We start from the raw sequence: 24,281 nt of genomic DNA, 5'->3' as shown, positions 1-24,281 counted from the left end.
CCGCGACGCCCGCGACCCGCGCAGGCCTGACCGGCTCAGCGGCCGCGCACGGCGTCCACGACCTCGGCCAGGGAGCCCACGGTGTGCCGGGCTCCGGCCGCGAGGAGGCGGTCCCGGGCGCGGTCGTCCGGGGCAAGGCCGACGAACGGCACCCCGGCGGCCGCCGCCGCACCCGCCTCCGCCACGGTGGACCCGATCATGACGCAGCGCTCCGCCGGGGTGCCGAGGCGGCCGAGGACCCGGCGCAGCCCGTCCGGGTCGGGCAGCAGCCGCGTCAGGTCGGGCGTGCGGCAGGCGATCGCGTCGGCCGGGACGTCGAGCGCGTGCGTCGCCACGTACGTCGCGACGGCGCGCGGCGCGGTGTCGGTGACGACGGCCAGGCCCCGGCGGGCGGCCCGCACCGCCCGCACCAGCGCGGCGGCGTGCGGCACGGGCCGCGCCCCGTGCACCGCCTGGCGCTCGATCCGGTCCAGCTGGTCGTGCAGCTCGCCCGCCAGGGCGCCTTCCCCGGCGAACGCGCGCAGGACGTCCACCGGGTGCGTGAACGTGGTCCCGGCTGGCGGCCGTACCCCTTCCGGATCCCGCTCCCGTACGGCGAGCGAGAGCAGCCGCTGCACGGCGTCCCGGGCCTTGCCGGGCGCGTAGAGGCGGGCGAGGGTGCCGTCGAAGCCCAGGACGAAGGCGGCGGCGCGGTCGAGGTCCGCCGCCAGCAGGCCGGGGGCCGCCGGGAGCCTGCGGTACCAGGCGTCCGCGCCGGGCACGGGCTCGAAGAGCGGGTCGCCCAGGGCCTCGCGCAGGCCGGAGGGGACGACCACGACCGCGTGGTCGGTGCTCGGCGGGAGTCCCGGCCCCGGGGGGTCGTCGACCGTGACGAGGAGCCCGAGCCCGTTGAACCTCCGTACGACGTCCGGCAGTTCCTCCAGGAGCACGGTCATCAGCTCGGGCAGGGGGGTGCCGGGGCCGAGGGTCGCGTCCCAGCCGTTCTCGCGGGGCAGCAGCTCGAACTGCTCGGCCTCTACGCCGCCCTGGACCAGCAGCTCGACCACCGCCCGGCTCAGCTTCGTCAGGGCGTCCGCCTGCCAGCCGGGGCGGGCCGCGAAGGCGAAGGAGAGGGTCGTCCCGGTGTCGGACACGCGCTCCAGGAGCGACTGGCGCATGCCGCGGAGCTGCGCGCGGAACGCGCGGGCGGCGGGGCCGGGCACGCCCTCCAGGGGCTCGTCCGTCCACAGGGCGAGCGCGGCGGCGGCGCGTTCGGCGAAGGCCCGGGTGCTCCCCGCCGCGTGCGCGCGCTCCGCCTCGGCGTGCAGGTCCCGGAAGCGCAGGACGTCGACGGCGGCGGTTCCCTCCACCGGGTCCACCGGCAGGAAGCAGCCGTCGTCGTCCTCCATCACGCCGAGATTCTCGGACAGGTGGAGGGCGTACGCGTCGACGAGGCGATCCGCGTCGGGCGGTACGTCGTCCTCGTCCCAGAGGGCGGCCACCAGACCGTCTTCGTCGACGGGTTCCCCCTCCGCTCGTACGAGTGCGAGGAGCACCGCCTGTTCCGGGCCCGGGCCGGTGGGCAGCGAGCGCTCGTCCTGGAACACCCGGACGCGGCCGAAGAAGCAGTAGCGGCGGCCCGTGAACGCCAGGTCGCGCAGGCGCGTGAAACCCTCCTCCTGGGTGTCCGGGTGGTGGGACAGGAGGTCGGCGATGGAGGTCTCCAGGACCACGCGCAGCCGCTCCGGGAGGCCCGTGAGGCGGAGGTGGAGCGTTCCCCGGGGCTCCTGCCCCAGGCACAGGGTGCGGACGAGTTCCCCCAGCGCGCGGAAGTCGTCGGTGCGGCTCGCGGTGCCGAGCGGCACGAAGTCCAGGACCTTCAGGACGGGGCCCTCCGGGGTGACGAACACGGTCCGCAGGGAGAGCGCCCCGTGCGGGAGGCCGTGGTCGTGCAGGAGGGCCAGGGCCTCGGCGATGCCGGGCAGTAGCGAGATCAGCTGCGGGGCGGGCAGGCCGTGCGGGGAGTCGCGCAGCAGGATGCGCAGGTTGTTGCCGTGGACGAACTCCTGCACCACGTAGGGGGAGTTCTCCGCGATGCCGTAGTCCGTGATCGCGGCCAGTCCAGGGTGGCGGAGCCTGACGAGCCTCATCGCGTTGCCGAGCACGTGCAGCCGTCCCCACGTCTGCCGTGAGTAGGTCCGGATCAGGACGCGGGCGCGGTCGTCGTGCGTGTCCTCGGCCAGCCACTCGTCCGCCGCCGCCATGCGGTGCAGCAGCCGGTAGCGGCCCGCGAACAGCCCCGTGCGCTCGGTGAGGCGCCGCACGCTGTCCGGGCTCACCTCGGCGAAGGGCTCCGCCGCCACCTCCTCGGCGCCCCGGCCCGTTCCGGGGGCCACGGCCCGCAGCTCTCCCGGTGCCGTCCCCGCCCGCTCGTCGATCAACGCGCCGACACGGACCAGGAGTTGCCGGGTGCGGCCCTTGGCGGACCGCGGCAGGGTCGTGAGCAGCACCTCCCGCACGCCCTCGCGGAAGGCGTACGCCCCGGGCTCCCCGCCCGGCCGCTCGCTCAGCATGCCGCTGAGGACGACCTCCGCCAGGTGCTGGGGGAGCGGCCGGCGCGACACGGCGGCGTGGACGAGCCGCATCACCGGCAGGTGCGGTTCGCCCACCGCCAGATGACCGGCCAGGCGGAACGCCTCCGGGGACGCCGACGAGCGGAAGCGCAGCACCAGGTCCTCGGCGGACAGCAGGGCGATGTCCTCGCGCGGCTCGTCGTCGGGGCGGGCGGGCGCCGGGCCCAACCAGGCCGCCGCACCCGGCAGCTGGCGGCCCCCGGTGTCGGCCACCAGCTCCGCCCAGTGCCGCAGCCATGCCGGGGCGACCTCGACGACGGGGACCGGTACGGCTCCGCAGGGCGGGGCGGAGCCGTCGTACGGGGCGAAGCCGAGGGCCGCCGCCGGGGCCGCCGCGTGCGGCGCGCCGAGGAGCCCCGGGGCGGCGGGGAACGCCGTGGTGGGCCACAGGCGCTCGGGCAGGGGCTGGACCACCGCGAGCGGCAGCCGGTCCGCCCAGTGGCGCAGCGTCCGGAACCAGCGGCGGCCCGCCGGGCCCTCGCGCCACTGCGGGCCCATGCAGTCGCTGACCACGAGCGTGACCGTGCGGCCCGTGGCGGGCACCTCGGCCGCGCGCGCCGGGACCGTGCCGTCCGGCGCGACGCGGTGCAGCTCCACCGTGCGGAACAGGCCCGACTGGACGAGCGCGGTGTGCAGTTCGCGGACCAGCGGCAGCCAGAGCGGCATCGTGGGCCCGTCGTCGTACACCAGGCACAGGCGCAGCCAGCGCTCGTCGGCCGGGCGGAGCACCGGCAGCCAGGCGCGCGGGCCCGCTCCGAGCGCGGCGATGCGGTGGGCCGTGGCCGCCTCGTCGAGGACGCGCCGGTCGGGCGCGGGCACGCGGCGGCCGAGCGGGCGCAGGGCGCGCTGGAGGGCCAGGGGGCGGGAGACCATGGGCGGGACGGGGACGCGGACGCCGGTGCCGCCGCCGGCCGGACCGGGGGTGCCAGGCCGTGCCGCGGCGCCGGAGCCCGACGCCGGGTCCGCCGTGCGCGGCGTCCCCTGCGGGCCCGGGCGTGGCCGCGGGCCGGGGCCGGCGGGCAGGTGCAGCGGGACGCGGTCCTCGGGGGGCGGCTCCGGCAGGGCGGGGTGCGGCGGCTCGGGCGGGGCCGCGGGGCGGCGGCCGGCGGTGGGCGGGGCCGCTCGCGGGGGCCGGGCGGCCCAGGCGCCGTCCTCGTCCGGGGTGCCCGGGGGCGGCGCCATGTGCCGGGCGAGCCAGAGGAGTTCGGCCAGCTCCTCGGCCGAAGGCCCGGTGCCGGTGCCGGTGCCGCGTGCTGCCGCGAGCACGGCGGAGAGCCGGTCGACGGGGGAGCGCGCGCCCCCGTCGGACCGGCCCGCCGGGGGCGGCGGGGCGTCAGAAGGCGGCATCCGGTCCCTCGTCACCGGCCGGGCCCCCGCCCTCGCTGAGGTAGGGCATGAGCAGCCGCGCCAGCTCGTCGCGCGACGGGGTGTCGAGGCCCGCCGCGCCCGTGAGGTAGATCGCGTTGAGGAGCTGGTCGGTGGCCAGTTCGCCGCCGCTGCCGCGCTCCACGAAGCGGGTGATGAGCTCGCGGGCGTAGGCGTCGGGCGTGCCGAGATGGGCGCGGACGATCTCCTCCAGGTGCTCGCCGTGCGGCTGCCGAAGGCGCAGCGTGACGCAGCGGCGCAGGAACGCGGGCGGGAACTCCCGCTCGCCGTTGCTGGTGAGCACCACGAACGGGAAGGCCCGGCAGCGCACGCGCCCCTGCCGGACCGGGACCGGCGGCCCGGAGTCGGCGGTGGGCAGGGCCGCCTCCGGCGCGTGGCGGGCGACGCGGACCAGCTCCGGGATCTCGTACTGGCCCTCCTCCAGGACGTTGAGGAGGTCGTTCGGCAGGTCCAGGTCGCTCTTGTCGACCTCGTCGACGAGCAGGGCGCGGGGGCGTTCGTAGGGCAGCAGGGCGGTGCCGAGCGGCCCGAGGCGCAGATGGTCCTCGACGCCCGCGCGGTCCTGGGGCGACCCGTCCTCCTGGGCGCGCCCGGCCGCGTACAGGCGCGACAGCGGGTCGTACTGGTAGAGCCCGTCGTGCAGCGTGCTGCGGCTGGTGATGTTCCACCGGAGGACCGGGCCGAGCCCCAGCTCGCGCGCGACGGCGTAGGCGAGGCTCGACTTGCCGCTGCCGGGCGGCCCCGTCACCAGCAGCGGGCGGCGCAGGTACAGGGCGGCGTTGACGAGCTGGACGCACTCCTCCGTCGCGCGGTACGTACGGGCGCGGTGCGCGCGGTCCGGTGACGTCGCGCGGGCGCCCGGCTCCGGGACCGGCAGGACGGGGCCGCCGTCGAAGGCGCGCCACGGGGGCGGCGGCGGCAGCTTCGTGATGCCGTCGTGCGGCTCGCTGCCGCCGGTGTAGACGGGCCACAAGGACATGCGGACTCCGGGATCTCCGTAGGGGGCGGGCGGTCAGGCGACGGGGGAGCGCAGCGGGGCGGGCGCGGCGTCCGGGAAGCAGCGCGGGTCGTCCCACAGCAGTTGTACGTCCCGCGCCCAGTGCCGGTCGGGTTCGTCGGCCGCGTCGGCCGCCTCCCGGAACTCCAGGACGTGACGCGGCAGTTCGGCGGGCGGGAGCCGGGACAGCTGGGCGGCGAGCTGGTCGAGGAAGGCCGCGCCCGTGCAGGCGCCGCCGTCGTGCTCGCAGCCCGTGCGCGGCCAGAGCAGCACCGGCGCGGGCGCGTTCAGGGACGCCTCGAAGTGCGGGCGCAGCCGCGGCGACCTCGGCGGCGCGGCGAAGCCCGCCAGGTCGGCCTCGTCGTGGCGCAGCCGGAAGCGCAGCTTGTTCGGCTTCTCCCCGGCCGCGCAGTCCACCCGGTGCACGGCCGTGGTGGCCTTGGCGTCGAGCCGCTCCCACTTGCGGGCGAGCTGGTGGCGCAGGCCGCCCGCGCGCCGCGCCCGGTCGGTGACCACCAGCGGGTACGAGCAGCCGAGCGGCGTCGGGTCGTCGGCGCTGCGCGCCCAGTGCGCCACGGGCTCGTTGAGCCACTCGCGGGGCAGGACGAACGCGATCAGCTCGGCCGCGTCCAGGGGGAGCCTGCCGAAGGCCTCCTCGATCAGCTCCTGCACGTAGGGGCGCACCCGCCCGCGCGCGAGCGTCCGCGAGCCCACGGGGTGTCTGCGCCCGTCCCGGCACGCGGACACCTCGACCAGGACCTGGTCGTCCCCGGCCCCGCTGCGCGCGAGCTCCACGAGGATGGGCGACCAGACGGCCCGGTCCCGCGCCACGGGACCCGCCGGGGCGGGTGCGGCCACCGGGGCCGGGACGCACGGCGCCTCCCGCACGCCCACCGGCCCCGGGGCGCGCACCGCGTCGCCTGCCACGGTCACGGTCACGGGCTCCGGAACCGGTGCGGCCGTCCGCCCGGGGACGTCCGCCGCCCCCTCCGGCGGCTCCACCAGAGCCCGCAGGCGCTCCGTGAAGCGGGCCGCCGCGCCCGGCACCTCCACCTCCGAGAGCACGTACCACGCCGCCGACCACAGCGAAGGGAAGCCGCCGGGCGGCGGTGGCGGGCCGAGGGGGCCGACCGCGTCCCGGTAGAGGCGCTCCGGCGCGCACGTCAGGGCCGCCCCGGCCGTCTCGGCCCGGTCCACCAGGTCGCGCAGGCGCGCCGGGTCCGCGCCGGGCCGGAGCGGGGCAGGGACGAGCCCGGCGAGGCGGGGCCAGTAGCGGGCCATGACGTGCGCGGGCAGCATCCGGCCCGTGCGCACGCCCGCGGCCCCGGCCGCCGCCGAGACCATGCCGACGACGAGCCCGCTGTCCGCGAGCGCCACGGCGGCCCCGCTGAAGCCGGGCGCGAGCGGCTGCCCGTGGGCGCTCCAGGCCTCCAGCTGGATCCACTCGTCGGCGATCAACTGGGCGGCGGTGGCGCGGTACTCGGCGATGGTGCCCTCCTCGTACCCGCGCGGAAAGCCGTACGCGACCAGACGGGGCCGGGGCTCCGCGTACGCGTCGTCGGGCCCGGCGAACCCCGCGGGCGCGATCGGCACCGGCCGCTCCAGCTCCAGGACGGCGAGGTCGCCCGGGTCGGTGCCGCGTCCCGCCCAGCCCCCGTGCGCGTCGACCTCCGCGGCCACCGTGCCGAGGTCCCCGCGGTGCGGGAAGGCGACGGCGACCGGTGCCCGGACGCTGTCCCGTACGACGTGTGCGCAGGTCAGCACGTGCCGGTCGGACACGAGGAAGCCCGCGCCCGTCTCGCGGCCGCACTCCACCCGGGCGTGCCAGGACGCGCTGCTCATGAGGTGGCGGCGGACTCCGGGCGCGGGGCGGAGGCGGGCGCGGGGCCCGCCGAGGCCGCGGGGCTCGTCGACGGCGCGGGGTCCTTCTCCGGTGACCAGGAGAGCCGCACCAGGAGATGCCCCTCGGCGGAGCCCTTCACGAGCACCGCCCCGGCCTCGGCCGTCATCCGGACCCCGAACTCGATCTCCACCGTGTCCGGCTTGAGCGTGCCGTCGCGGAACACCTGGAGCGCCGACTCGGCGGCCGCCCGCGCGCTGTCCAGGGTGGCCTCGAAGGTGCGGGCGGCCTGCGCGGGCCCGTCGCCGCGCGAGACGAGCCGGACGCCGTCCAGGTCGTCGGGGTCGAGCGCCACGACCACCCGCGCGCCGCTGTTCGTCGTGTACTCGACCAGACCGCCGTCCATGCCGCCCCCGTCGTCACGCGGGCCCACCGCGGCCCACTGCTCGGTCTCCGAGCCCACATTCTGGCCGACGTCCCCGCTGGCGGAAAGCCGCCCTGGCAGCTTCCCGCCAGGACCGCGCAACTCTCCCGCAACACAAGCGGACTGACACTTGCCGCATCGCTCGTGGCCCCCGCGCCCCGGGCGCCACCCGCATGTGGTGCCGACGAAGAGAGGTCGCCTTGAGACCGAGACCCCGTCAAGCCCGCCGCCCCCGACGGGCCCGCCGCACACTCCTGCCCGCCGCCCTCGCCCTCGCCCTGCTGCCCGCGGGGCTGACCGCGGCCGCCGCCTCCGCGACGGCGGCACCGGGGCCCGGCCCCCGTACGCCCCAACCGGCCGCGCCCGCACGGCAGTCCACCGTCACCCTCGTCACCGGCGACGAGGTGACCGTCACCCGGCTCGGCGGCGGCAAGCAGACCGTCACCGTCGACCGCCCGCGCGGCGCGAGCGGCGCCGTGCGCACCCGCGTCGTCGACGGCCGCGTCACCGTCGTGCCGGACGAGGCCCGCCCGTATCTGCGCGCGGGCGTCCTGGACGAGCGCCTCTTCGACGTGTCGGAGCTGATACGTCAAGGAGCCGGAGTCCGGCAAGGAGCACGGGGGGCCGCGTCCGGTGGCCTTCCGCTCGTCGTCACGTACGAGAAGGACGCCCCCGCCGCCCGCGCGGCGCCGCGCGGCACCCGCCAGGTCCGCTCGCTGCCCAGCATCCGGGGCGCCGCGCTCAAGGCGGCGCCGGGCCCCGCCTTCTGGCGGGGCGTCACCGGCGCCGGGAAGGCCCCGCGCGCCCTCGGCGGCGGCATCGCCAAGGTGTGGCTCGACGGCCGGGTCCGCGCGGACATGGCGGCCAGCAACGCCCAGATCGGCACCCCCGAGGCCTGGCAGGCCGGACTCACCGGCAAGGGCGTGAAGGTCGCCGTCCTCGACACCGGCGTCGACGCCACCCACCCCGACCTCAAGGGCCGCGTGGGCGCCACGAAGAGCTTCGTCCCCGGCGAGGAGGTCGCCGACCGGGGCGGCCACGGCACCCACGTCACCTCCACGGTCGGCGGCAGCGGCGCCGCCTCCGACGGCAAGGAGAAGGGCGTCGCGCCCGGCGCGGAGCTCGCCGTCGGCAAGGTGCTCAGCGACGACGGCTTCGGCAGCGAGTCGCAGATCGTCGCCGGGATGGAGTGGGCCGCCAGGGACGTGGACGCCAGGATCGTGTCCCTGAGCCTCGGTTCGAGCGAGCCGAGCGACGGCACCGACCCGATGGCCGCCGCCGTCAACGCCCTCACCAAGGAGACCGGCGCCCTCTTCGTGGTCGCCGCGGGCAACACCGGCGCGCCCTCCTCCATCGGCTCGCCCGCCGCCGCCGACTCCGCGCTCACCGTCGGCGCCGTCGACTCCGCCGACGAGGCCGCGTACTTCACCAGCCAGGGCCCCCGCCACGGCGACCGGGCCCTCAAGCCGGACCTGTCCGCCCCCGGCGTGGACATCCTCGCCGCCCGCTCCCGACTGACCCCCGGACAGGGCGACTACACCACCATGAGCGGTACGTCGATGGCGACCCCGCACGTCACCGGCGTCGCCGCGCTGCTCGCCGAGCGCCACCCCGACTGGTCGGGGCAGCGGCTCAAGGACGCCCTGATGTCCACGTCGCACGAGCTGGACGCGTCCGCGTACACGCTCGGCGCGGGCCGCGTGGACGTGCCGTCCGCGATCGGCGCGAAGGTGACCGCGACCGGCGCCGCCGACCTCGGCTTCCACCCGTGGCCGTACGACGAGAACAAGCCGGTGCGCCGGACGGTGACGTACACCAACGCGGCCGACGAACCCGTGGAGTTGAGCCTCGCCGCCGAGGGAGCCGCCGAGGGCGTCGTCACACTCGCCGACACGAAGCTCACCGTGCCCGCGCACGGCACCGTCGCCACCACCGTCACCGGCGACGGGGCGCGGGCGCCCGTCGGCAACACCAGCGGCCGCATCGTCGCGAGCGCGGGCGGCGAGCGCGTCGCGCACACCGTCTTCGGCCTGGTCAAGGAGGAGGAGCGGTACACGCTCACGCTGCGGGTCAAGGACCGCGACGGCGCCCCGACCGGCGCCGACGTCGTGGTGCACCCGCTGGCCAAGGGCGCGGACCCCACCCCGGCGGCGGTCGGCGGATCCGGCGAGCTGAAGCTGCGGCTCAAGCCCGGCGCGTACTCCCTGTCCTCCTTCCTCGACGTGCGCGGCGCCCACGGCGCCGACTCCCTCGGCCTCGGCTTCCTCGCCGCGCCCGAGGTCACCCTGGACCGGGACCGGACCGTCACCCTCGACGCGCGCGAGCTGCGGGAGATCACCGCGAAGGTCCCGCGCCGCAGCGAGACCCGGCAGCTGCTCATGGAGGCCGCCCGCACCGCGAACGGCTCCTCCTACCAGGGCGCCGTGCAGGTGCCCGTCACGTACGACAGCGTCTTCGCGGCCCCGACGCCGAAGGTCCGGCAGGGCACCTTCGCGTACCGGACCGTCTGGCGCCTCGGCAAGCCCGTCCTCGACGTCGAGGGCATCGGCGCGGCCGTCGCGCAGCCCGGCGGCACGGTCGCCGACGGCCGTTCCCGGCTGAAGGCCTTCGACGCCGGGGACGGCACCCCGGGCGCGTACGCGGGCAAGGACGCACGCGGCAAGGCCGCCGTCGTGCGCCGCACCGGCGCGGCCGGGCAGCCCACGCCCGCCGCACTCGCCCGGGCGGCCCAGGACGCGGGCGCCGAGGCGCTGTTCGTCACCGACGGCGTGCCCGGCCGCCTCAACGCCTGGTTCGGCACGGACGACAACGCGGACCGGCCCCTGACGATCGCCACGGTCGGCGCCGCCGACGGGGCACGGCTGCTCGCCGCCGCGCGCGCGGGCCGCACGCTGGAGACGACCGGCACCCCCTACACGCCTTACGTCTACGACCTGGAGGACGGCTTCACCGGCGCCGTCCCTGACCGGCCGCTCACCTACGCGCCGGGCAAGCGCGAACTGGCCGTCCTGGACGCCGCGTTCCACGCGCCCGCGCGCAGGGCCACGCCCGGCGGGGAGTTCCGCTACTCCCTCACCGACACCTTCCCCGTCGGCCTCGGCTTCCTGGAGAAGATCGCGTACCCCGCCGAGCGCACCGACTACGTGGCCTCCGGCAAGGGCCGCCTGTGGCACGAGACCGTCCACGCCGGGCCCACCGCCCTGGAGCAGCGCGGCGGGCTCGTCGACTACCGGGGCGGCAGGCGCACCGGGCTCGACTGGTTCAAGCCCCTCTGGCACCCGTGGCTCGGCTCCGGGCTCGGCTGGGGCCAGGAGCGCACCGGCGACGACCTGGCCTTCAACGTGCCCGGCTGGGGCGACTCCGGGCCCGACCACACCGGCTTCGGCGACGTGTGGAACGACGACTCCATGACGCAGGTCAGCGCCGTCTACGCCGACGGCGAGCTGGTCGACCGGCGGAAGAGCTCCGGCGTGTACGTGTGGGACGCCGCGCCCGAGGAGCGCACGTACAAGGTCGTGACCGACACCACGCTCTCTGCCGAGCGGTGGCGCCTGGCCACCGAGGGCCACGCCGAGTGGACCGTCCGCTCCGCCCGCACCCCCGCCGACCGCAGGACCGTCCTGCCCGTGCTCAACCTCGGCTTCGACGTCGACACCGACCTGTACGGGGACGTGCGCGGAGGCCGGACGCTGCCGGTGGGCCTCTCGGCCGCCTACGTCCGGGGCGCCGCCGACACCGGGTCGGTCCGCTCCGCGCGGCTTGAGGTGTCCTACGACGACGGGGCGTCGTGGGCCGCTGTCCCGCTGCGGCGCGACGGTTCCTCGTGGAAGGGGAAGCTGCGGGTGCCGCGCGGCGCGGGCGCGGTGTCGCTGCGGGGCTCCGCCTCGGACGACCGGGGCGGGTCGGTCACCCAGGAGATCCTGCGCGGCGTGGGCGTGCGCTAGCGCTCTCCCCGCCCACCCGTCCCCATCAGGGGGCGGGTGGGCGGGGACCCGCCGCGGTAGCGGTGGGGCGGTTCAGCCGGCCGCGGTCAGGGCTCGCTTCAGGATCTTGCCCATGTCGTTGCGCGGGAGGGCGTCGAGGACGTGCAGGGCCCGGGGGCGCTTGTGGGGGGCGAGCCGGTCCGCCACGTGGGCGGCGAGCTCGTCGAGGGACGGCACACGGCCGGGGTCCGCGGGCACGATCCACGCGACGACCCGCTCGCCCAGGTCGGGGTCGGGCTCCCCGGTGACGGCGGCCTCCCGCACCCCGTCGTGTTCGAGGAGCGCGTTCTCGATCTCCCCCGCCCCGATCTTGTACCCGCCGCTCTTGATGAGGTCGGTCGCCTTGCGCCCGACGATGCGGACGTACCCGTCGGGCTCCCGCACGGCCATGTCCCCGGTCCGGAACCACCCGCCGTCGGCGAACGCGGCCGCCGTGGCGTCGGGCCGGTTGAGGTACTCGGTGAAGAGGTTCGGCCCGCGCACCTGGATCTCGCCGACGGCGTCGGGCTCCGCGGGGACCTCCCGGTCCGCCTCGTCGACGAGGCGGAGTTCGACGCCGGGCAGCGGCACGCCCACGGTGCCCGCGCGGGCCTCGCCGTCCGCGCGGACGCTGGTGTTCATGAGCGTCTCGGTCATGCCGTACCGCTCGATGACGCGCCGCCCCGTGGCCGACGCGATCCGCTCGTGGTCGTGCACGGGCAGCGCCGCCGAGCCCGACACCAGGAGCCGCGCGCCCGCGAGGGCCTTGACCAGGCCGGGCTCGTCGGGCAGCGCCTCCGCGACGCGGTGGTACATCGTGGGCACGCCGAAGAGCATCGTGGCCCCCGAGGCCAGCTCCCGGGCGACGCCGTCCGTGCTGAACCGGCCGAGGTGGCGCAGCGATCCGCCGCGCCGCAGCGGCCCGAGGACGCCGAGGATCAGGCCGTGCACGTGGAACAGCGGAAGGCCGTGCACCAGGACGTCGTCGCCGGTCCACTGCCAGGCGTCGGCGAGCGCGTCGAGGGTGGCGGCGAGCGCGCTCCGGGGCAGCACCACGCCCTTGGGCGGGCCCGTCGTACCGGAGGTGTAGACGACGAAGGCGGGAGCGTCGGGGGACACCTCCCGGGGCGCGGCGGGCGCGGGCCCGGCCGCCGCCGGGTCCACGTCGATGCGGTCGAGTCCCGCGAGGGCCGGGGGCAGTTCGTCGCCGGGGGCCGCGAGCACCAGGGACGGCGCGCTGTCCCCGACGATGTGCCCCAGCTCCTTCTCGCCCGACTTGGGGTTGAGCGGCACCGCGGGCACCCCGGCGAGCAGCGCCGCCACCACGCCGACGGCGGTCTCCAGGCCGGGGGTCGCCCAGACGGCCACGCGGGCCGCGCCCGCGTCGACGAGCCGGCCGGCCAACGCGCCCGCCGCCGTGCCGAGTCCGGCGTAGGTCAGGGCCCGGTCCCCGAACCGCAGGGCCGGGGCGTCGCCCGGCACCGTCAGGGCGGGGATGAGGGGTTCGGGTTCCACGAGTCGTCCTCCGTATGTACTCAGCGTGTGCACGGCGGCTCGATGAGGGCGTGCCGCCGCCTGCACCACGATCATTTCCCCCGGCAAACCTATCCACCTCCCCGCCGCCCCAAGCCCCCGGCCGAGGGCCGGGGGAAATGCGCTTTCCCGGTGGGGGAGGCGCGGGTTAGCCTGCGGCTTCCGTCGTCCGGCTCCATGGTGCCCGCCCCGGGCCCCCGCACCCGAGGAGAGCGCCCGTGGCCCTCGCCGTCGCCCTTGCCACCTTCCGGCCCCAGGACCACATCGGCGCCGTGGACCGCGACCTGCCGGACCTCGCGCGGGCCGTCGGCGCGGCGGGCGCCACCGCGCGGGTCGCGCACTGGGACGACCCGGACGTCGACTGGGGCGCGTACGACCTCGTCCTCATACGCTCGACCTGGGACTACATCGAGCACGTCGCCGAGTTCACGGCCTGGGCCGAGCGCGTCGCCGCGGTGACGCGGCTGGCCAACCCGGCGGACGTCGTGCGCTGGAACGCCGACAAGCGGTACCTGGGCGAGCTGACGGCGGCCGGGGTGCCGACCGTGCCGACGGCGTACGCGGCCCCGGGACCGGACGCGGAACCGGACCTGCCCGCGGGCGAGTTCGTCATCAAGCCCACCGTCGGCGGCGGCTCCCACCTCGCGGGGCGCTACGGCCCCGGCGGGCACGCGGCCGCGCGGGCCCACCTCGCCCGGCTGGCCGCCGAGGGCCTCACCGCGATGGTGCAGCCCTACATGAGCCGGATCGACACCACCGGCGAGCGCGCCCTGATCTTCTTCGGCGGCCACTACCGGCACGCCATCCGCAAGGGCGCCGTCCTCACCCCGGGCACCGCGTACGACGCCGACAAGACCTCGCACCCCGACGTCCGCGCCTGGCGGCCCACCGACGCCGAACTCGCCCTCGCCGAGCGCGCCCTGGCCGCCGTGCCCGGCGCCCCGGAGCTGCTGTACGCCCGCGTGGACCTGGTCGACGGCGACGACGGCGCGCCGCACGTGATGGAGCTGGAGCTGATCGAGCCGAACCTGTTCCTCGACGTCCACCCGGAGTCCCTGCCGGTGGTCGCGGAGCTGATCGTGAAGGCGGCCGGACAGTGACCCGGCCCCGCTAAGGGCCCTCGGGGTACGAGACGCGCTGCAACAGGCCCCAGGTGAACTCCGCCACGCACGCCCGCGGCCGCCCGGTCTCCCCGTCCGCGGCGCTGAACGCGAGCCGCCACCGCGTCGGCGCCGTGCCCTCCATCGGCCGCGCGGGGGCGAAGGCGCGGGCGGCCTCGTCGACCGTGCAGGACCAGGGCGTGAGGTCGGCGAGCGTGCGCAGGGCGGGGGCCGCGGCGCCGGGGGCCCGCACCAGCCACTCGTTCCAGACGGCGTTGCGCGGCCCGAGCAGCACCTCGAAGCGGAGGTCGGGCCAGAGCGGCACCGGCCACAGCAGGGCCTCGCACTCCAGGTCGCCGATGGTGCGCCGGGCGGTGGCCGAGGGCTCGCCGAGCACCGAGCGGTAGCGGGAGACGGCGGCCCGTGACCGCGGGGAGCGCACCATCGCCTGCCAGCGCCGGTTGGCCTCGCGCATCTCGCCGATGGAGACGCCGAGGGCGTGCCGGGCGTCCTCGACGAGGTCCGGGTTGTGGTCGGCCATGCGGCGCAGCAGCACCAGCTGGAAGTCCAGCGGGGTGAAGGGCGCGGAGGGGCTTGAGGGCATGGATCCATCGTGGCCCATCACCCGGCCGGGGGTGGACGGCCCCTCCGCGCCCCGGCTCAGGGAGCGGTCTGCGTCAGGAGCCGCTCGTGCTCCTCCTCGGTGACCTGCTCGCCGGAGGACGGAAGGAGCTGCGGAATGCCGTCGACGATGGGGTAGCGGCGGTGCAGCCGCGGGTTGTACAGGGCCTGGTCCGCCTCCGCAGGGCCGGACCGCTCGGGCCGCACGAGCACCAGCGGCCCCTTGTCCAGCGGGCAGGCGAGGATCTTCAGGAGCGGGTCGTCGGGGTTCATCCTGAGGTCAGCTCCTTGGGAGGCGTGGAGGTGGGGGCGGCGGGCGGCGCGTCGTGCTTGGGCATGACGAGCAGGACCGTCACGGCCAGGGCCGTGCCCGCCACCCGCAGCGCGAGGCGCGCCGGGTCGTGGGGCAGCGCCTCGCCGAACGCGAGCGTGCCGAGCACCGCGGTGAACAGGCTCGTCACCGTCGTGCACACCGGCACGATCAGCGAGGCCCGGCACCGCTGGAGCGCCGCCTGCGACATGACCAGGCCGAACGCGCCGGTGAACAGCAGCAGATAGGGGTAGGGCGAGCGCAGCAGGTCGAGCAGCGCGCCGCCGATGCCGTGCGTCGTCAGCGAGCTGGAGACGCCCTTGATGGCCAGCGAGCTGACGCCGTACAGGAGGCCGACGGCGACGCCGTACTCCACGCCGGACGTCGGCTGCCGGTGCTGTTGTCCGGCCCGGCGCTCGCCGTTCGCGTACAGCCAGACGCCGAGGGCGAGCGAGGGCAGGCTGACCAGCAGGACCAGCGCCACCGGGGCGTCCTTGCCCACGGTGTCGGCGCCCTCGTCGAGGGAGAGCACCACCATGAGCAGCGCGACCAGGATCGCGCCGACGGCGATCCGCTCGCGCCCCGAGGTCCGCTCGCCGAGCAGCCGCGAGGACAACAGCAGGAGCAGGACGAGGCCGGAGACGAAGATGCCCTGGGCGGCGGCGATCGGCAGCGTGCGGTAGACGGCGAGCTGCGCGCCGAAGCCCGCCGCGAGCGCGAGCGAGCCGCCGAGCCACAGCGGGCTGGAGACGACCTGCCCGAGCAGCCGCAGCGGTGCCCGCACGCTCACCGAAGGCATCGCGGACAGGGCCCGCTTCTCCAGGACGAAACCGGTGCTGTAGAGGACGTTCGCGAGCAGCGCCGCCACCACACCCACCCACATGGGCCTCAGATCCTTCGGGCGTGCAGCAGGAGGATCGAGGCGGCGCCCGGCACGGCGCAGGCGAGCCGGTCCAGGGCCCGCAGCGGCCGGGGCACGCCGTGGAAGGGCGCGCCCGCGAGCCGGACCACGTCGAAGCCGGAGGCCGCCACGAACTCCTTCAGCGCGCGTGCGGTGTACAGGCGCAGGTGCCCGACGACCTCGCGCCCCGGGCGGCCGTGGATGGCGCGCAGGCTCACCTCGGAGAACACCGGCTGCACCCCGGCGAGCAGCAGGCCGCGGTTGTACCAGGCGGCGAGGTTCGGCGTGGACAGCATGAGGTGGCCGCCGGGACGCAGCACGCGGCGCAGCTCGTCGAGCGCGGCGTCGGGGTCGACGAGGTGCTCGACGACCTCGCTGAACAGCACCGCGTCCACCGTTCCGGACGCGAAGGGCAGGCCCCCGTCGGTGAGTTCGCCGCGCACGACGTACGGCAGGTGGCCGCTCGCGCGCCGCAGCGCATCCTGGGACCAGTCCACGCCGATGACGCGGTGCCCGGCGAGCAGGGGCGCCGCGACCCGGGCGGCGGAGCCGTCGCCGCAGCCCACGTCGAGGACCACGCGGGCGCCGCGCGTCGCGGGCCCGAGCGCGGCGGCGAGCATCCGTGCCTGCCGCAGGCTGCGGGCGTCACCGGAGGCGACGGGGACGGCCGGGTTCTCGTAGAAGTCCCGCAGGCCGTGCGGGCGTTCGGGCGCGGGCCGCGCCGCGGCCCCTGTCGTGCCGGTCGTCGTCATGGGGCGGGTTCCTCCTCGGTGACGTGGAGGTAGTGCTCGAAGAGGTCGCGCAGCCGGGCGCCGTCGCCGTGGCCGAGCAGCGTCCGGGACCAGCGCAGGGCCAGGTGCAGCCGGCCCCCGGTGGACGCGGTGGTCACGGTCAGGCCGCGCGGCATGCGGGCGGGCGCCGAGAACCACACCGCGTGCGCCGCCCCGGCGTCCCCGAAGTCGAGGGCGTACGGTATCCGGCCGATGTTGCTGAGCAGCGTCGTCGACGTCCACGGCGCGGCCGCCCTGCGCAGCCCCCGGGTGACGGCCGCCCGCATCCCGACCGGCAGGACCGGCGCGGTGAGCAGCGTCGCGCCGTGGCCGAGCTGCGGCCGGGAGAGGGCCTTGAGGGCCCGGGTGCGGTCGGAGGTGCGGCGAAGGAGCGTACGGACGTCCTCGGGGCGCGGTGCGGTGTCGAGGAGCGGCGTCAGCTCGTCGGCGCCGAAGGGGACTTCGACGAGCCGCGTGCCGTTGCCGATGGGCATCGACATGTCGCGGGGGCGGTCGTCCACCGGCATGGTGATGCGCAACGGCCGCGGCTTCGCCCCGTGTTCGCGGTTCCAGTGGGCGATCATCAGGGCGGTCGCGATCATCAGCTGGTCGTTGACGGTGAACGGCGAGCCCTTGGGGCGGCGCGGCACCGGCAGCTCCGCGACCAGCATGCCGTTGCCCGGCGACGGCTCCGGGGCGCCGTGGGCCACGCGCGCGGGCGGGGTCCACGGCGAGGGCAGCTCCGGCGTGTCCGCGGCCGGGGCGGTCGCGGGCGTGCGCGTCGGGGGCGCGGCGGGCGCGTTGTCCCGGCCCCCGTACAGCTCGGCGGCCGTGGCGAGGACGCGCAGACAGGCGGGGCCGTCCAGAGCGGTGTGGTTGATGGTGAGGAACAGGACGCTCGCCGCCCCGCTCCCCTCCGGCGCGGCGACGACCTCCAGGCGCACCGGAGGGGACGCGGTCAGCGGCGGCGCGTCGCACAGCGCCCGCTCCCGGGCCCGCCGCAGGCCGTCCGCCCGCGCCTCGGGGAAGGTGACGACCTCCACGTCGGGGCCGTCGGTCAGCTCCCACTCGTAGCGGCGCCGGTACCAGGCGCCGCGCGCCTCGCGCATGAGGATGCGCGGATGGCGGCGCAGCGCCTCGGTGAAGGCGGTCCGCAACCGGTCCGGGTCCGGGGCGCCCGGCAGGTGCACCTCGATGTGGACGGTCTCCGGCTCCTCCTCCTGGAGGCAGTGCCGGGCGACCTCGTCGACGACGGGGAACGGCACCCGGCGCCGCGGACGGCCGGGACCGTCCGCGCGCCGTGCCGGGTGTTCCAGCGCGGTCATGCCTGGTGGTCCTCTCCTTGCTCCGTGCCGTCGCCGGACTTCCGCTCGCGGTGCGGCAGCGGCGGTGCCCCCGGGCCGCGGTCGGGGCCGAGCGGCAGCGTCGTCGCGGACGGGTCGCTGTCCGACGGTCCGGCGGGCCGCGCGGACGGGCCGGGCCCCGGTGCGGGGGCGGGCTTCGCGAGCGGGTCAGCGCCCGGGGAAGCCCCGGCACCGGCGCCCGCGGGTCCGGAGCCCGGCACCGCCGCGGGTGGCTGCGGCGACCCCGCGGGTGGCGCGGCCTGACCGGGCACGGGCGTTCCGCCCGGACCCGCGGCCCCCGCAGGGGCGGCCTCCCGCACCGCCACCAGGGCCGCGAACAGGCCGATGAACGCCATGATCTGGGCCGCGTGCCCGAAGGCCCCCTCGTCCGCGGCGACCGTCTCCCCGGCACCGACGGCGGCGGCGATCCCCGCCCCGGTGAGCGCGACGAAGGCCAGCGGCGCGAGCAGCTGGTGCCGTCGCCACGCGAGCACCGCGAGGGCGGGCACGAGGAGCGCGAACCAGCCCGCGACGACCACGGCCACCAGGGTCAGGGCCACCGTGCCGAGGACCGCGCCGGGCGCGGGCGGCGCCACGTCGGGGCCGTCCGGGTTGGCGTCCTTGCGGCGCACGAACACGAGCACGACGAGCGCGAGGACGCCGACGCCACCGCCGATGAGCCCGGCCTCGTACGCCGTGGACGGCTCGTAGCTGAGCTTGACGGTGCCGCCCTCGCCGGCCGGGATCAGCCAGCCCTGCTGCCAGCCGCCGAGCCGCACCTCGCGCAGCTCCTCGCCGTTCAGGGTCGCCTTCCAGCCGTCGTTGACGTTCTCGTACGTGGTGAGGTACGAGGCAGCGCCGTCGCCGACGGTGAGCTCGCGCCGGTCGCCCAGCCAGTCCTTGACGCGCAGGTCGCGCGCGGTGGTGTCGAGGTCGCCCGGCGTGCCGCGCGTCAGCGTGACGTCGGTGAGCTTGAGCGGGCCCGCGTCACCGGCCTCCACGGTGTGCTCGCCCGCGCCCAGGTTCACCTCGGGCCGGGGCTTCGGCCGCCGTTCGCCGCGCTCGCACAGCGTGACCTCGACGGGCCGCCGCTGCACGAGGTCGCGCACGGTGCCCTTCACGGAGGTCGGGTACAGCTTGCCGTCGACGGCCACCTCGGGGCCCTGGCCGCAGGCGAGTTCGAAGGTGCGCCCGGCCCGCGGCTGCTTGGTGCGGTACTGGTCGAGCGCCGGGACGTACGCCTCGGTCAGGCCGACGGGCAGCTGGAGCTTCTCGTCCGCGACCGGGTTGTGCAGGGTCAGCGGCGCGGTCTCGGTGATGGTGATGTCGAGGCGGTCGGTGGTGATCGGCGTGAAGCGCGCCATGCCGTTCTCGTCGACACCGGCGACCGCCGCGCCGTCCGGCGAGCTGATCTCGATCTTCTGGGCCCGCGTCGACAGACCGCCCGCGGGGGGAAGCACGATCTCACCGACGGGCACCTTGCCGGGCCAGCGCAGATGGATCACCGGGCTGTCCCCGGCGATCCACGCGGTGGTCAGGTCGCCGTCCGTCAGGTTGCGCGCGGACAGGCCCGTGCCGAGGCCGGACGTGGAGTCGGCGCTGGCGCGGATCTGCTGGCGCTGGTCGGGAGCCACGTCGTAGAGCAGCTCGTCGAGCGCGGACCCGGGCACGGCGACGGCGCTCATCCGCACGTCGTACGTGTCCTGGCCCCCGGTCGTGAACCGGCGGTGCAGACCCGGCTCGGAGGTCACGGGCGACAGACCGCTGAGGTCGGCCGAGCGGTGCATGGAGTACGTCGTCGCGTCGGCGTCGGCGCCCTCCGTGCCCTTCACGTCGTTCGGCATCCGCAGCAGCTTGGTCACCTGGACGCCGGGGATGCTGATCTCCGCGAACCCGGCGCCGGTCAGGCCCTCCGTCGCCACCTGGGAGTCCAGGATGGTGATCTTGATCCAGCCGGTGTCGCCCGGCACGGCGGCGACGCGCTGCGTCGTGCCGTTGGCCTTGAGGAACGACTCCTTCTCGCCCTTCTCGGTCTCGACCCGCACCCGCGTCGGGGCCGCCCGCACCTCGTCCTGGGGCAGCGGCGTCACCTTGAACGAGGCCGGGACGGCCGTCTTCTTCCGGAACTCCGCCTTGATCCACTCGCCGTCGGGGCTGCCCGGGTTGCCTTCCGTCCAGGCCGTGTCGGGGTTGCCGTCGAAGGCGTTCACGGGGTCGTACTGCGGCAGGTGGAAGAGCCAGTTGCCGTAGGAGGAGGCCGTCACCGACTTCGCGCCGCGCAGCTCCGCCGTCGTCTGGTGCTCGATCCCCTTGGTCGGCAGGATCTGGTGCGGCTTCTTGCCCGGGTCCTGGAGCGCGTCCGGCGCGTTCCGCTCGTCACGGGTGTACGTGTACGAGGTGTTGGTGTTGACCAGGCCGAACCGCGTGTCCGCGCGCCGCAGGCCGTCACCAACGGCCTGGAGCCCGGGCGCGGACCCGAGGCCGGGGTGGTTGTCCCCGGTCAGGACCACCGGGCGGTCGCGCAGCTGGGGGTCGGCGGACAGCGGGAGCAGTGCCTCCGGGCCGCCGCTGACGACGGCCGTGTTGGACACCGGCTTCAGGCCCGCCTGGCCCGGCCGCGGGGTGTCCTTGCCCGGGGTGTAGATCTCCACCGCGCGCTGGCGCGGGTAGAGGCCCTCGACCTGCACGGGCGTGTCGTTCGCGATGCGGCCGCCGGTCTGGGTGGGGCCGAAGCCGGTCACCCGCGTGTAGCCGGACTGCTCCAGGGTGCGCTTGACGGTCGCCGTCGGGACGTGGCCGATCTGGTCCGGGTCGAGGTCGTTGCGCACCACCACGTAGTACAGGCCCGCCCGCGTCAAGTAGTCCTTCAGGCCCGGGACCTGACTGCCCGTCATCAGTGCCTGCTCGACGGCGTCCATGGCGCGCCGGTTGCCGGGCGTGCCGAAGGGCACGTAGTCGCGCTGGGCCCAGCGCGACTCGGCCTGCACGTCGAGGGGCTGGTCGATCGGGGAGCCCCAGGTGTAGATGCCGTGCGCGGACGCGGGCACCACCAGGGCGCGCGAGTCCGGCGAGTACTTGTCCAGCCAGTCGGCCGTGGCCTGCCAGTGGTTCGGCAGCTTCTTGAACGAACCGGGCTGCAGGATCGAGCCGTTGAGGTACGGCCACAGCAGACCGGGAAGCACCAGGACGGCCGCGATCAGGGGCGCGTACCGCCGCCCGGGCAGGGCCCGCGCGCCGCGCGCGGGGCTCACCACGCCCGCCAGGTGCGCGAGACCGAGGGCGAGGGCGAGCGCGAGGCCCGTCTGGAACTTGTAGATGTTGCGGAACGGCACCAGCCCGCCGTTCAGCCAGTCCTGCACCGTGCCGTGGAAGAGCGCCCCGGAGGCGCCGCCGTACCCGGCGAGCAGGACCAGGACGGTGGAGAGGACCGTCAGGGTCAGCCAGCGCCGCTCCGGCAGGTCGCGGCGGGCGAGCCCGGCGAGCCCGAGCCCGGCCGCGAGCGCCGAGCACACGACGGTGACCACGGAGGTCGCCACGGTCCAGCCCGCGGGCAGCCAGGCGTCGCCGAAGTGCAGGTACGCCACCCAGTTCCCGGCGCCGCGCAGCGCCTCGGTGGCCGACATGGTGCCGGTCGTGGTGGCCGCGTTCTCCACGTACGGAAGGAAGTTCTCGCCGTAGATGCCGAGCAGCAGCAGCGGCACCACCCACCAGGCGGTGGCGAGGACGACGCCCGGCACCCACCAGACGATGAGCTTGCGCTTACGCGGCCCGTTCGGGCGCGAGAGCAGGTACAGCGCGACGGGAAGCAGCGAGGCCAGCGTCGACGCCGCGTTCACACCGCCCATGAACGGAATGACGAGCGCCGAGCGGAACGCCGCGATCCGCGCGGTCACGCGGTCGTTGGTGAGCGGAAGCAGCACCCACGGCAGGAAGGCGCCGGGCAGCGCCGCCGCCGACGTCGAGCCGATCACCACGGTGAACGTCGGCCACAGCGCGTACACCACCGCGCCGAGCAGCCGCGAGCCGCGGCTGCCGATGCCGAGCCGCTCGGCGAGCCGCAGCGCGCCCCAGAACGCGGCCGTCACGATCAGCGAGAACCACAGCCGCTCCGCGATCCACACCGGCAGCTGGAGCAGGTCGGTGAGCGCGTAGTACGGCAACATCGGGAAGGCGTACCCGATGTACTGGTCCTGGAGGCCCCCGAAGCCGCCCCGGTCGTGCCACAGCTGACCGAGGTCGGAGAGGAACTGCCATGGATCGACGGCGACACCCAGCTTGGTGTCGAACGTCATCCGCCCCGGCTTCACCGCGAGGAAGCACACGAGCGTGACGGCCCAGAACCCGGCGAGCCAGCGCCGCCGGCGCGGGCCGTGCTCGGGTTCGGGCCGGCGCGCCGTCGGCCGCGTCGCGGCCGGGGGAGGGGCCTGGACCGTTGTGGTCATGGACACCGCCTGAGGATGAGGAGAAGGTTCCAGGTCGTGAACTCACGCACGCCCGGTACCTTCGCCACGGACTCGGCGAGGAACGGCCAGTAGCGCGAGCGCGCGGAGACGACGGTGACGTCGTCGCGCGCCCGCACCTGTCTGAGCGTGGGTCCTATGTGGTGCGCGAAGAGATTGACGCCGAGCGTGTGCTTGGCGGGCGTGCCGGTGCGCCGCTCGTAGCGGGCGCGGGCGCGCTCGGCGCCCAGGTAGTGCCAGGGTGCCCACTCGTGGCCGCCCCAGGGGGACAGCCAGTTCGTGAACGCCACGTAGATGAGTCCGCCGGGCCGGGTGACCCGGACCAGCTCGCTGAGGAAGGTCTGCGGGTCGGCGACGTGCTCCAGGACGTTGGAGGAGAACGTGACGTCGGCGGCGCCGGTCGCCACGGGCAGCAGATAGCCGTCCGCGACCACCGCGCCCTCGGGCGGCTTGGCGCCGCTCGCGTCCCGCGCGCCGAGCTCCCGCAGGTCCGGCTCGAAGAGGAACGCCTGCGCGCCGCGTCTGCGGAACTCCTCGGTGAAGTAGCCCGCGCCGCCGCCGACGTCCACGACCACCTTGCCGTTGACGGGCAGGTACCGCTCGACCTGGTCGGCGGCGTCGCGGGCGAGCAGCGCGTAGCAGCGCTCCGGTTCCTGCCGCTCCCGTAGGAAGGCCCGGAACAGGGTCGCGGAGCGGCGCAGCGAGGGATCCTTCACCCGGACCCCTCGGCGGACGACGGGGCCGACTCGTGCGCGGCGACCGCCTCGGCGGCCACCGCGGCGAACTGCCGCACCGTGTTGGCCCAGCGGAACTGCGCGGCGCGCTCGGCGGCGGCCTTGCCGAACGCCCGGCGCCGCTCGGTGGAGAGCGCGAGCGTGCACCAGGCGGCGGCGAAGGAGCTCTCGCCGCCCGCGAGCAGCCCGGTCACGCCGTCCTCGACGGAGTCCCGTACGCCGGGTACGTCGAAGCCGATCGCGGGCGTGCCGCGCGCCGCGGCCTCGGTGATGACCAGGCCCCAGCCCTCGACGGCGGAGGGGTGCAGGAGCAGCCAGGCGGCACACAGCAGCCGGTGCTTCTCGGCCTCGGAGACGTGCCCGGTGAACTGCACGCCCGGGCCCGCCATCCGCTCCAGGCGGGCCCGCTCGGGGCCCTCGCCGACGATGACGAGCCGTCCGCCCGTGACCGGGCGGACCCGCTCCCACAGGCGCAGGAGCAGATCGACGCGCTTGTACTCGACGAGGCGGCCCATGGCGAGGAAGAGCGGTTCGTCGGAGCGCTCGTGCAGCGGCCCCGGCTCCTCCACGCCGTTGTGCACGACCCGGATGCGCTCGCGGTCGACGCCCAGGTCGCGCAGGGCGGTGGCCGTCGAGGGCGAGACGGCGACCAGGAGGTTGCCGCGCTGGGCGCCCGCGAGCGCCCAGTGTTCGAGCCTGCGCCCGAGCCGGGCGGCCGGGGCGAGGGGGCCCTGGAAGCGCATCGCCCACAGCTCGGTGTGGACGTGGTTGACCAGGCAGAGGGTGGGGCCGCGGTGCCACAGGGGCGCCAGGTACGGCATGCCGTTGCACACCTCGACCAGCAGGTCGCTGCCGCCGATCTGGCGGCGGTAGGCCGAGCGGGCGCGCAGGTAGTGGCCCAGGTCGCCGCCCGCGGACACCACGCGGTAGTCGCGGTAGGCGGCGGGGCCGCCGCACAGCAGCGTGACCTGGTGACCCCCGCGGGTCAGCCCGTCGGCCAGGCGGTCGACGAGGAGTTCGGAGCCGCCTGCCGCGGGGTTGCCGAGATCGCGGCGGGCGAGGAAGGCGATCCGGCGCGGCTGCGGGGGAAGCGCCGGCAGGAGCCGCGCGGGCCGCTGGGCGGCGGGGCGCAGCGACGACGGCACGTGCTGGGGCATGGGGTGCTCCAACTCGTCTCAGGGTGCGGAACTGTGGGGGGATCGGACGGCAGTGCGGTGGCGCTCTTCCTGGCTGTGGTGGCGGACGGGCGGTGCTCGGCGGGGTTCCGGGTGCTGCGTGGGGGCGGAAT

Annotated in this window: 15 protein-coding genes; 2 read left to right on the top strand and 13 right to left on the bottom strand. The window is 76.2% G+C overall.

Annotation, left to right across the window (positions count from 1 at the left end; translation table 11 throughout):
* Positions 1–35: 35 nt before the first annotated feature.
* The 4 genes from MQV74_RS14355 to MQV74_RS14340 are packed head-to-tail and all read right to left on the bottom strand — an operon-like array spanning position 36 to position 7,298.
* Positions 36–3,959 (bottom strand): SAV_2336 N-terminal domain-related protein, encoded by a 3,924-nt coding sequence (locus tag MQV74_RS14355; protein WP_242717669.1) that lies wholly within the window; start codon positions 3,957–3,959, stop codon positions 36–38.
* Positions 3,946–4,977, bottom strand: coding sequence for an AAA family ATPase (locus tag MQV74_RS14350; protein ID WP_242717667.1), 1,032 nt, complete (start codon positions 4,975–4,977; stop codon positions 3,946–3,948). The genes MQV74_RS14355 and MQV74_RS14350 overlap by 14 nt, the downstream gene beginning before the upstream one ends.
* 33 nt (positions 4,978–5,010) lie before the next feature.
* A complete protein-coding gene (locus MQV74_RS14345) occupies positions 5,011–6,837 on the bottom strand; it encodes a VMAP-C domain-containing protein (protein WP_242717665.1) in 1,827 nt (608 codons plus the stop codon).
* Complete coding sequence (locus MQV74_RS14340; RefSeq protein WP_308402270.1) at positions 6,834–7,298, bottom strand: CU044_2847 family protein; 465 nt, start codon at positions 7,296–7,298, stop codon at positions 6,834–6,836. Before MQV74_RS14340 ends, MQV74_RS14345 begins: the two co-directional genes overlap by 4 nt.
* A gap of 161 nt (positions 7,299–7,459) precedes the next feature.
* Here MQV74_RS14340 and MQV74_RS14335 point away from each other — a divergent pair, with 161 nt between their 5' ends.
* On the top strand, positions 7,460–11,203 hold the full coding sequence (locus MQV74_RS14335) for a S8 family serine peptidase (protein WP_242717663.1): 3,744 nt from the start codon (positions 7,460–7,462) through the stop codon (positions 11,201–11,203).
* Between the two features lie 72 nt (positions 11,204–11,275).
* On the opposite strand, the gene MQV74_RS14330 is transcribed toward MQV74_RS14335, so the two are convergent.
* Positions 11,276–12,736: an acyl-CoA synthetase gene (locus MQV74_RS14330; protein ID WP_242717661.1), complete on the bottom strand. Its 1,461-nt coding sequence runs from the start codon at positions 12,734–12,736 to the stop codon at positions 11,276–11,278.
* 236 nt (positions 12,737–12,972) lie between these two features.
* Between MQV74_RS14330 and MQV74_RS14325 the strand changes: the two genes are divergently transcribed.
* Positions 12,973–13,854, top strand: coding sequence for a hypothetical protein (locus MQV74_RS14325; RefSeq protein ID WP_242717660.1), 882 nt, complete (start codon positions 12,973–12,975; stop codon positions 13,852–13,854).
* A 10-nt stretch (positions 13,855–13,864) separates the two neighbouring features.
* On the opposite strand, the gene MQV74_RS14320 is transcribed toward MQV74_RS14325, so the two are convergent.
* Genes MQV74_RS14320 through MQV74_RS14285 form a run of 8 tightly spaced genes read right to left on the bottom strand, consistent with a single transcriptional unit; the run spans position 13,865 to position 24,150 of the window.
* Positions 13,865–14,458 carry a hypothetical protein gene (locus MQV74_RS14320; protein WP_242717658.1) on the bottom strand — a complete coding sequence of 198 codons (594 nt, stop codon included), beginning with the start codon at positions 14,456–14,458 and terminating at the stop codon, positions 13,865–13,867.
* A 56-nt stretch (positions 14,459–14,514) separates the two neighbouring features.
* Positions 14,515–14,748, bottom strand: a complete 234-nt coding sequence (locus MQV74_RS14315; RefSeq protein WP_242717656.1) for a Trm112 family protein — start codon at positions 14,746–14,748, stop codon at positions 14,515–14,517.
* Positions 14,745–15,656 carry a hypothetical protein gene (locus MQV74_RS14310; protein WP_242728679.1) on the bottom strand — a complete coding sequence of 304 codons (912 nt, stop codon included), beginning with the start codon at positions 15,654–15,656 and terminating at the stop codon, positions 14,745–14,747. Before MQV74_RS14310 ends, MQV74_RS14315 begins: the two co-directional genes overlap by 4 nt.
* A gap of 17 nt (positions 15,657–15,673) precedes the next feature.
* Complete coding sequence (locus MQV74_RS14305; RefSeq protein WP_242717654.1) at positions 15,674–16,438, bottom strand: class I SAM-dependent methyltransferase; 765 nt, start codon at positions 16,436–16,438, stop codon at positions 15,674–15,676.
* Positions 16,435–17,781: a condensation protein gene (locus tag MQV74_RS14300; protein ID WP_242717652.1), complete on the bottom strand. Its 1,347-nt coding sequence runs from the start codon at positions 17,779–17,781 to the stop codon at positions 16,435–16,437. Before MQV74_RS14300 ends, MQV74_RS14305 begins: the two co-directional genes overlap by 4 nt.
* On the bottom strand, positions 17,778–22,241 hold the full coding sequence (locus MQV74_RS14295) for an alpha-(1->3)-arabinofuranosyltransferase (protein ID WP_242717650.1): 4,464 nt from the start codon (positions 22,239–22,241) through the stop codon (positions 17,778–17,780). Before MQV74_RS14295 ends, MQV74_RS14300 begins: the two co-directional genes overlap by 4 nt.
* Entirely contained in the window at positions 22,238–22,975 is a 738-nt protein-coding gene (locus MQV74_RS14290) for a class I SAM-dependent methyltransferase (RefSeq protein ID WP_138959543.1), read from the bottom strand. The genes MQV74_RS14295 and MQV74_RS14290 overlap by 4 nt, the downstream gene beginning before the upstream one ends.
* The gene (locus MQV74_RS14285) at positions 22,972–24,150 is read right to left on the bottom strand and encodes a glycosyltransferase family 4 protein (protein WP_242717648.1); all 1,179 of its coding nucleotides are present in this window, start codon (positions 24,148–24,150) and stop codon (positions 22,972–22,974) included. Before MQV74_RS14285 ends, MQV74_RS14290 begins: the two co-directional genes overlap by 4 nt.
* Positions 24,151–24,281: the final 131 nt, after the last annotated feature.

The organism is Streptomyces sp. AN091965, from assembly GCF_022698285.1.
Taxonomy (GTDB): domain Bacteria; phylum Actinomycetota; class Actinomycetes; order Streptomycetales; family Streptomycetaceae; genus Streptomyces.
This window is presented reverse-complemented; position numbering and strand designations above follow the sequence as displayed.

Bases quoted from the DNA above. Each gene is read 5' to 3' on its own strand.
- MQV74_RS14355 (WP_242717669.1), bottom strand. From the start codon at position 3,959: ATGCCGCCTTCTGACGCCCCGCCGCCCCCGGCGGGCCGGTCCGACGGG.
- MQV74_RS14350 (WP_242717667.1), bottom strand. From the start codon at position 4,977: ATGTCCTTGTGGCCCGTCTACACCGGCGGCAGCGAGCCGCACGACGGC.
- MQV74_RS14345 (WP_242717665.1), bottom strand. From the start codon at position 6,837: ATGAGCAGCGCGTCCTGGCACGCCCGGGTGGAGTGCGGCCGCGAGACG.
- MQV74_RS14320 (WP_242717658.1), bottom strand. From the start codon at position 14,458: ATGCCCTCAAGCCCCTCCGCGCCCTTCACCCCGCTGGACTTCCAGCTG.
- MQV74_RS14315 (WP_242717656.1), bottom strand. From the start codon at position 14,748: ATGAACCCCGACGACCCGCTCCTGAAGATCCTCGCCTGCCCGCTGGAC.
- MQV74_RS14305 (WP_242717654.1), bottom strand. From the start codon at position 16,438: ATGACGACGACCGGCACGACAGGGGCCGCGGCGCGGCCCGCGCCCGAA.
- MQV74_RS14300 (WP_242717652.1), bottom strand. From the start codon at position 17,781: ATGACCGCGCTGGAACACCCGGCACGGCGCGCGGACGGTCCCGGCCGT.
- MQV74_RS14295 (WP_242717650.1), bottom strand. From the start codon at position 22,241: ATGACCACAACGGTCCAGGCCCCTCCCCCGGCCGCGACGCGGCCGACG.
- MQV74_RS14285 (WP_242717648.1), bottom strand. From the start codon at position 24,150: ATGCCCCAGCACGTGCCGTCGTCGCTGCGCCCCGCCGCCCAGCGGCCC.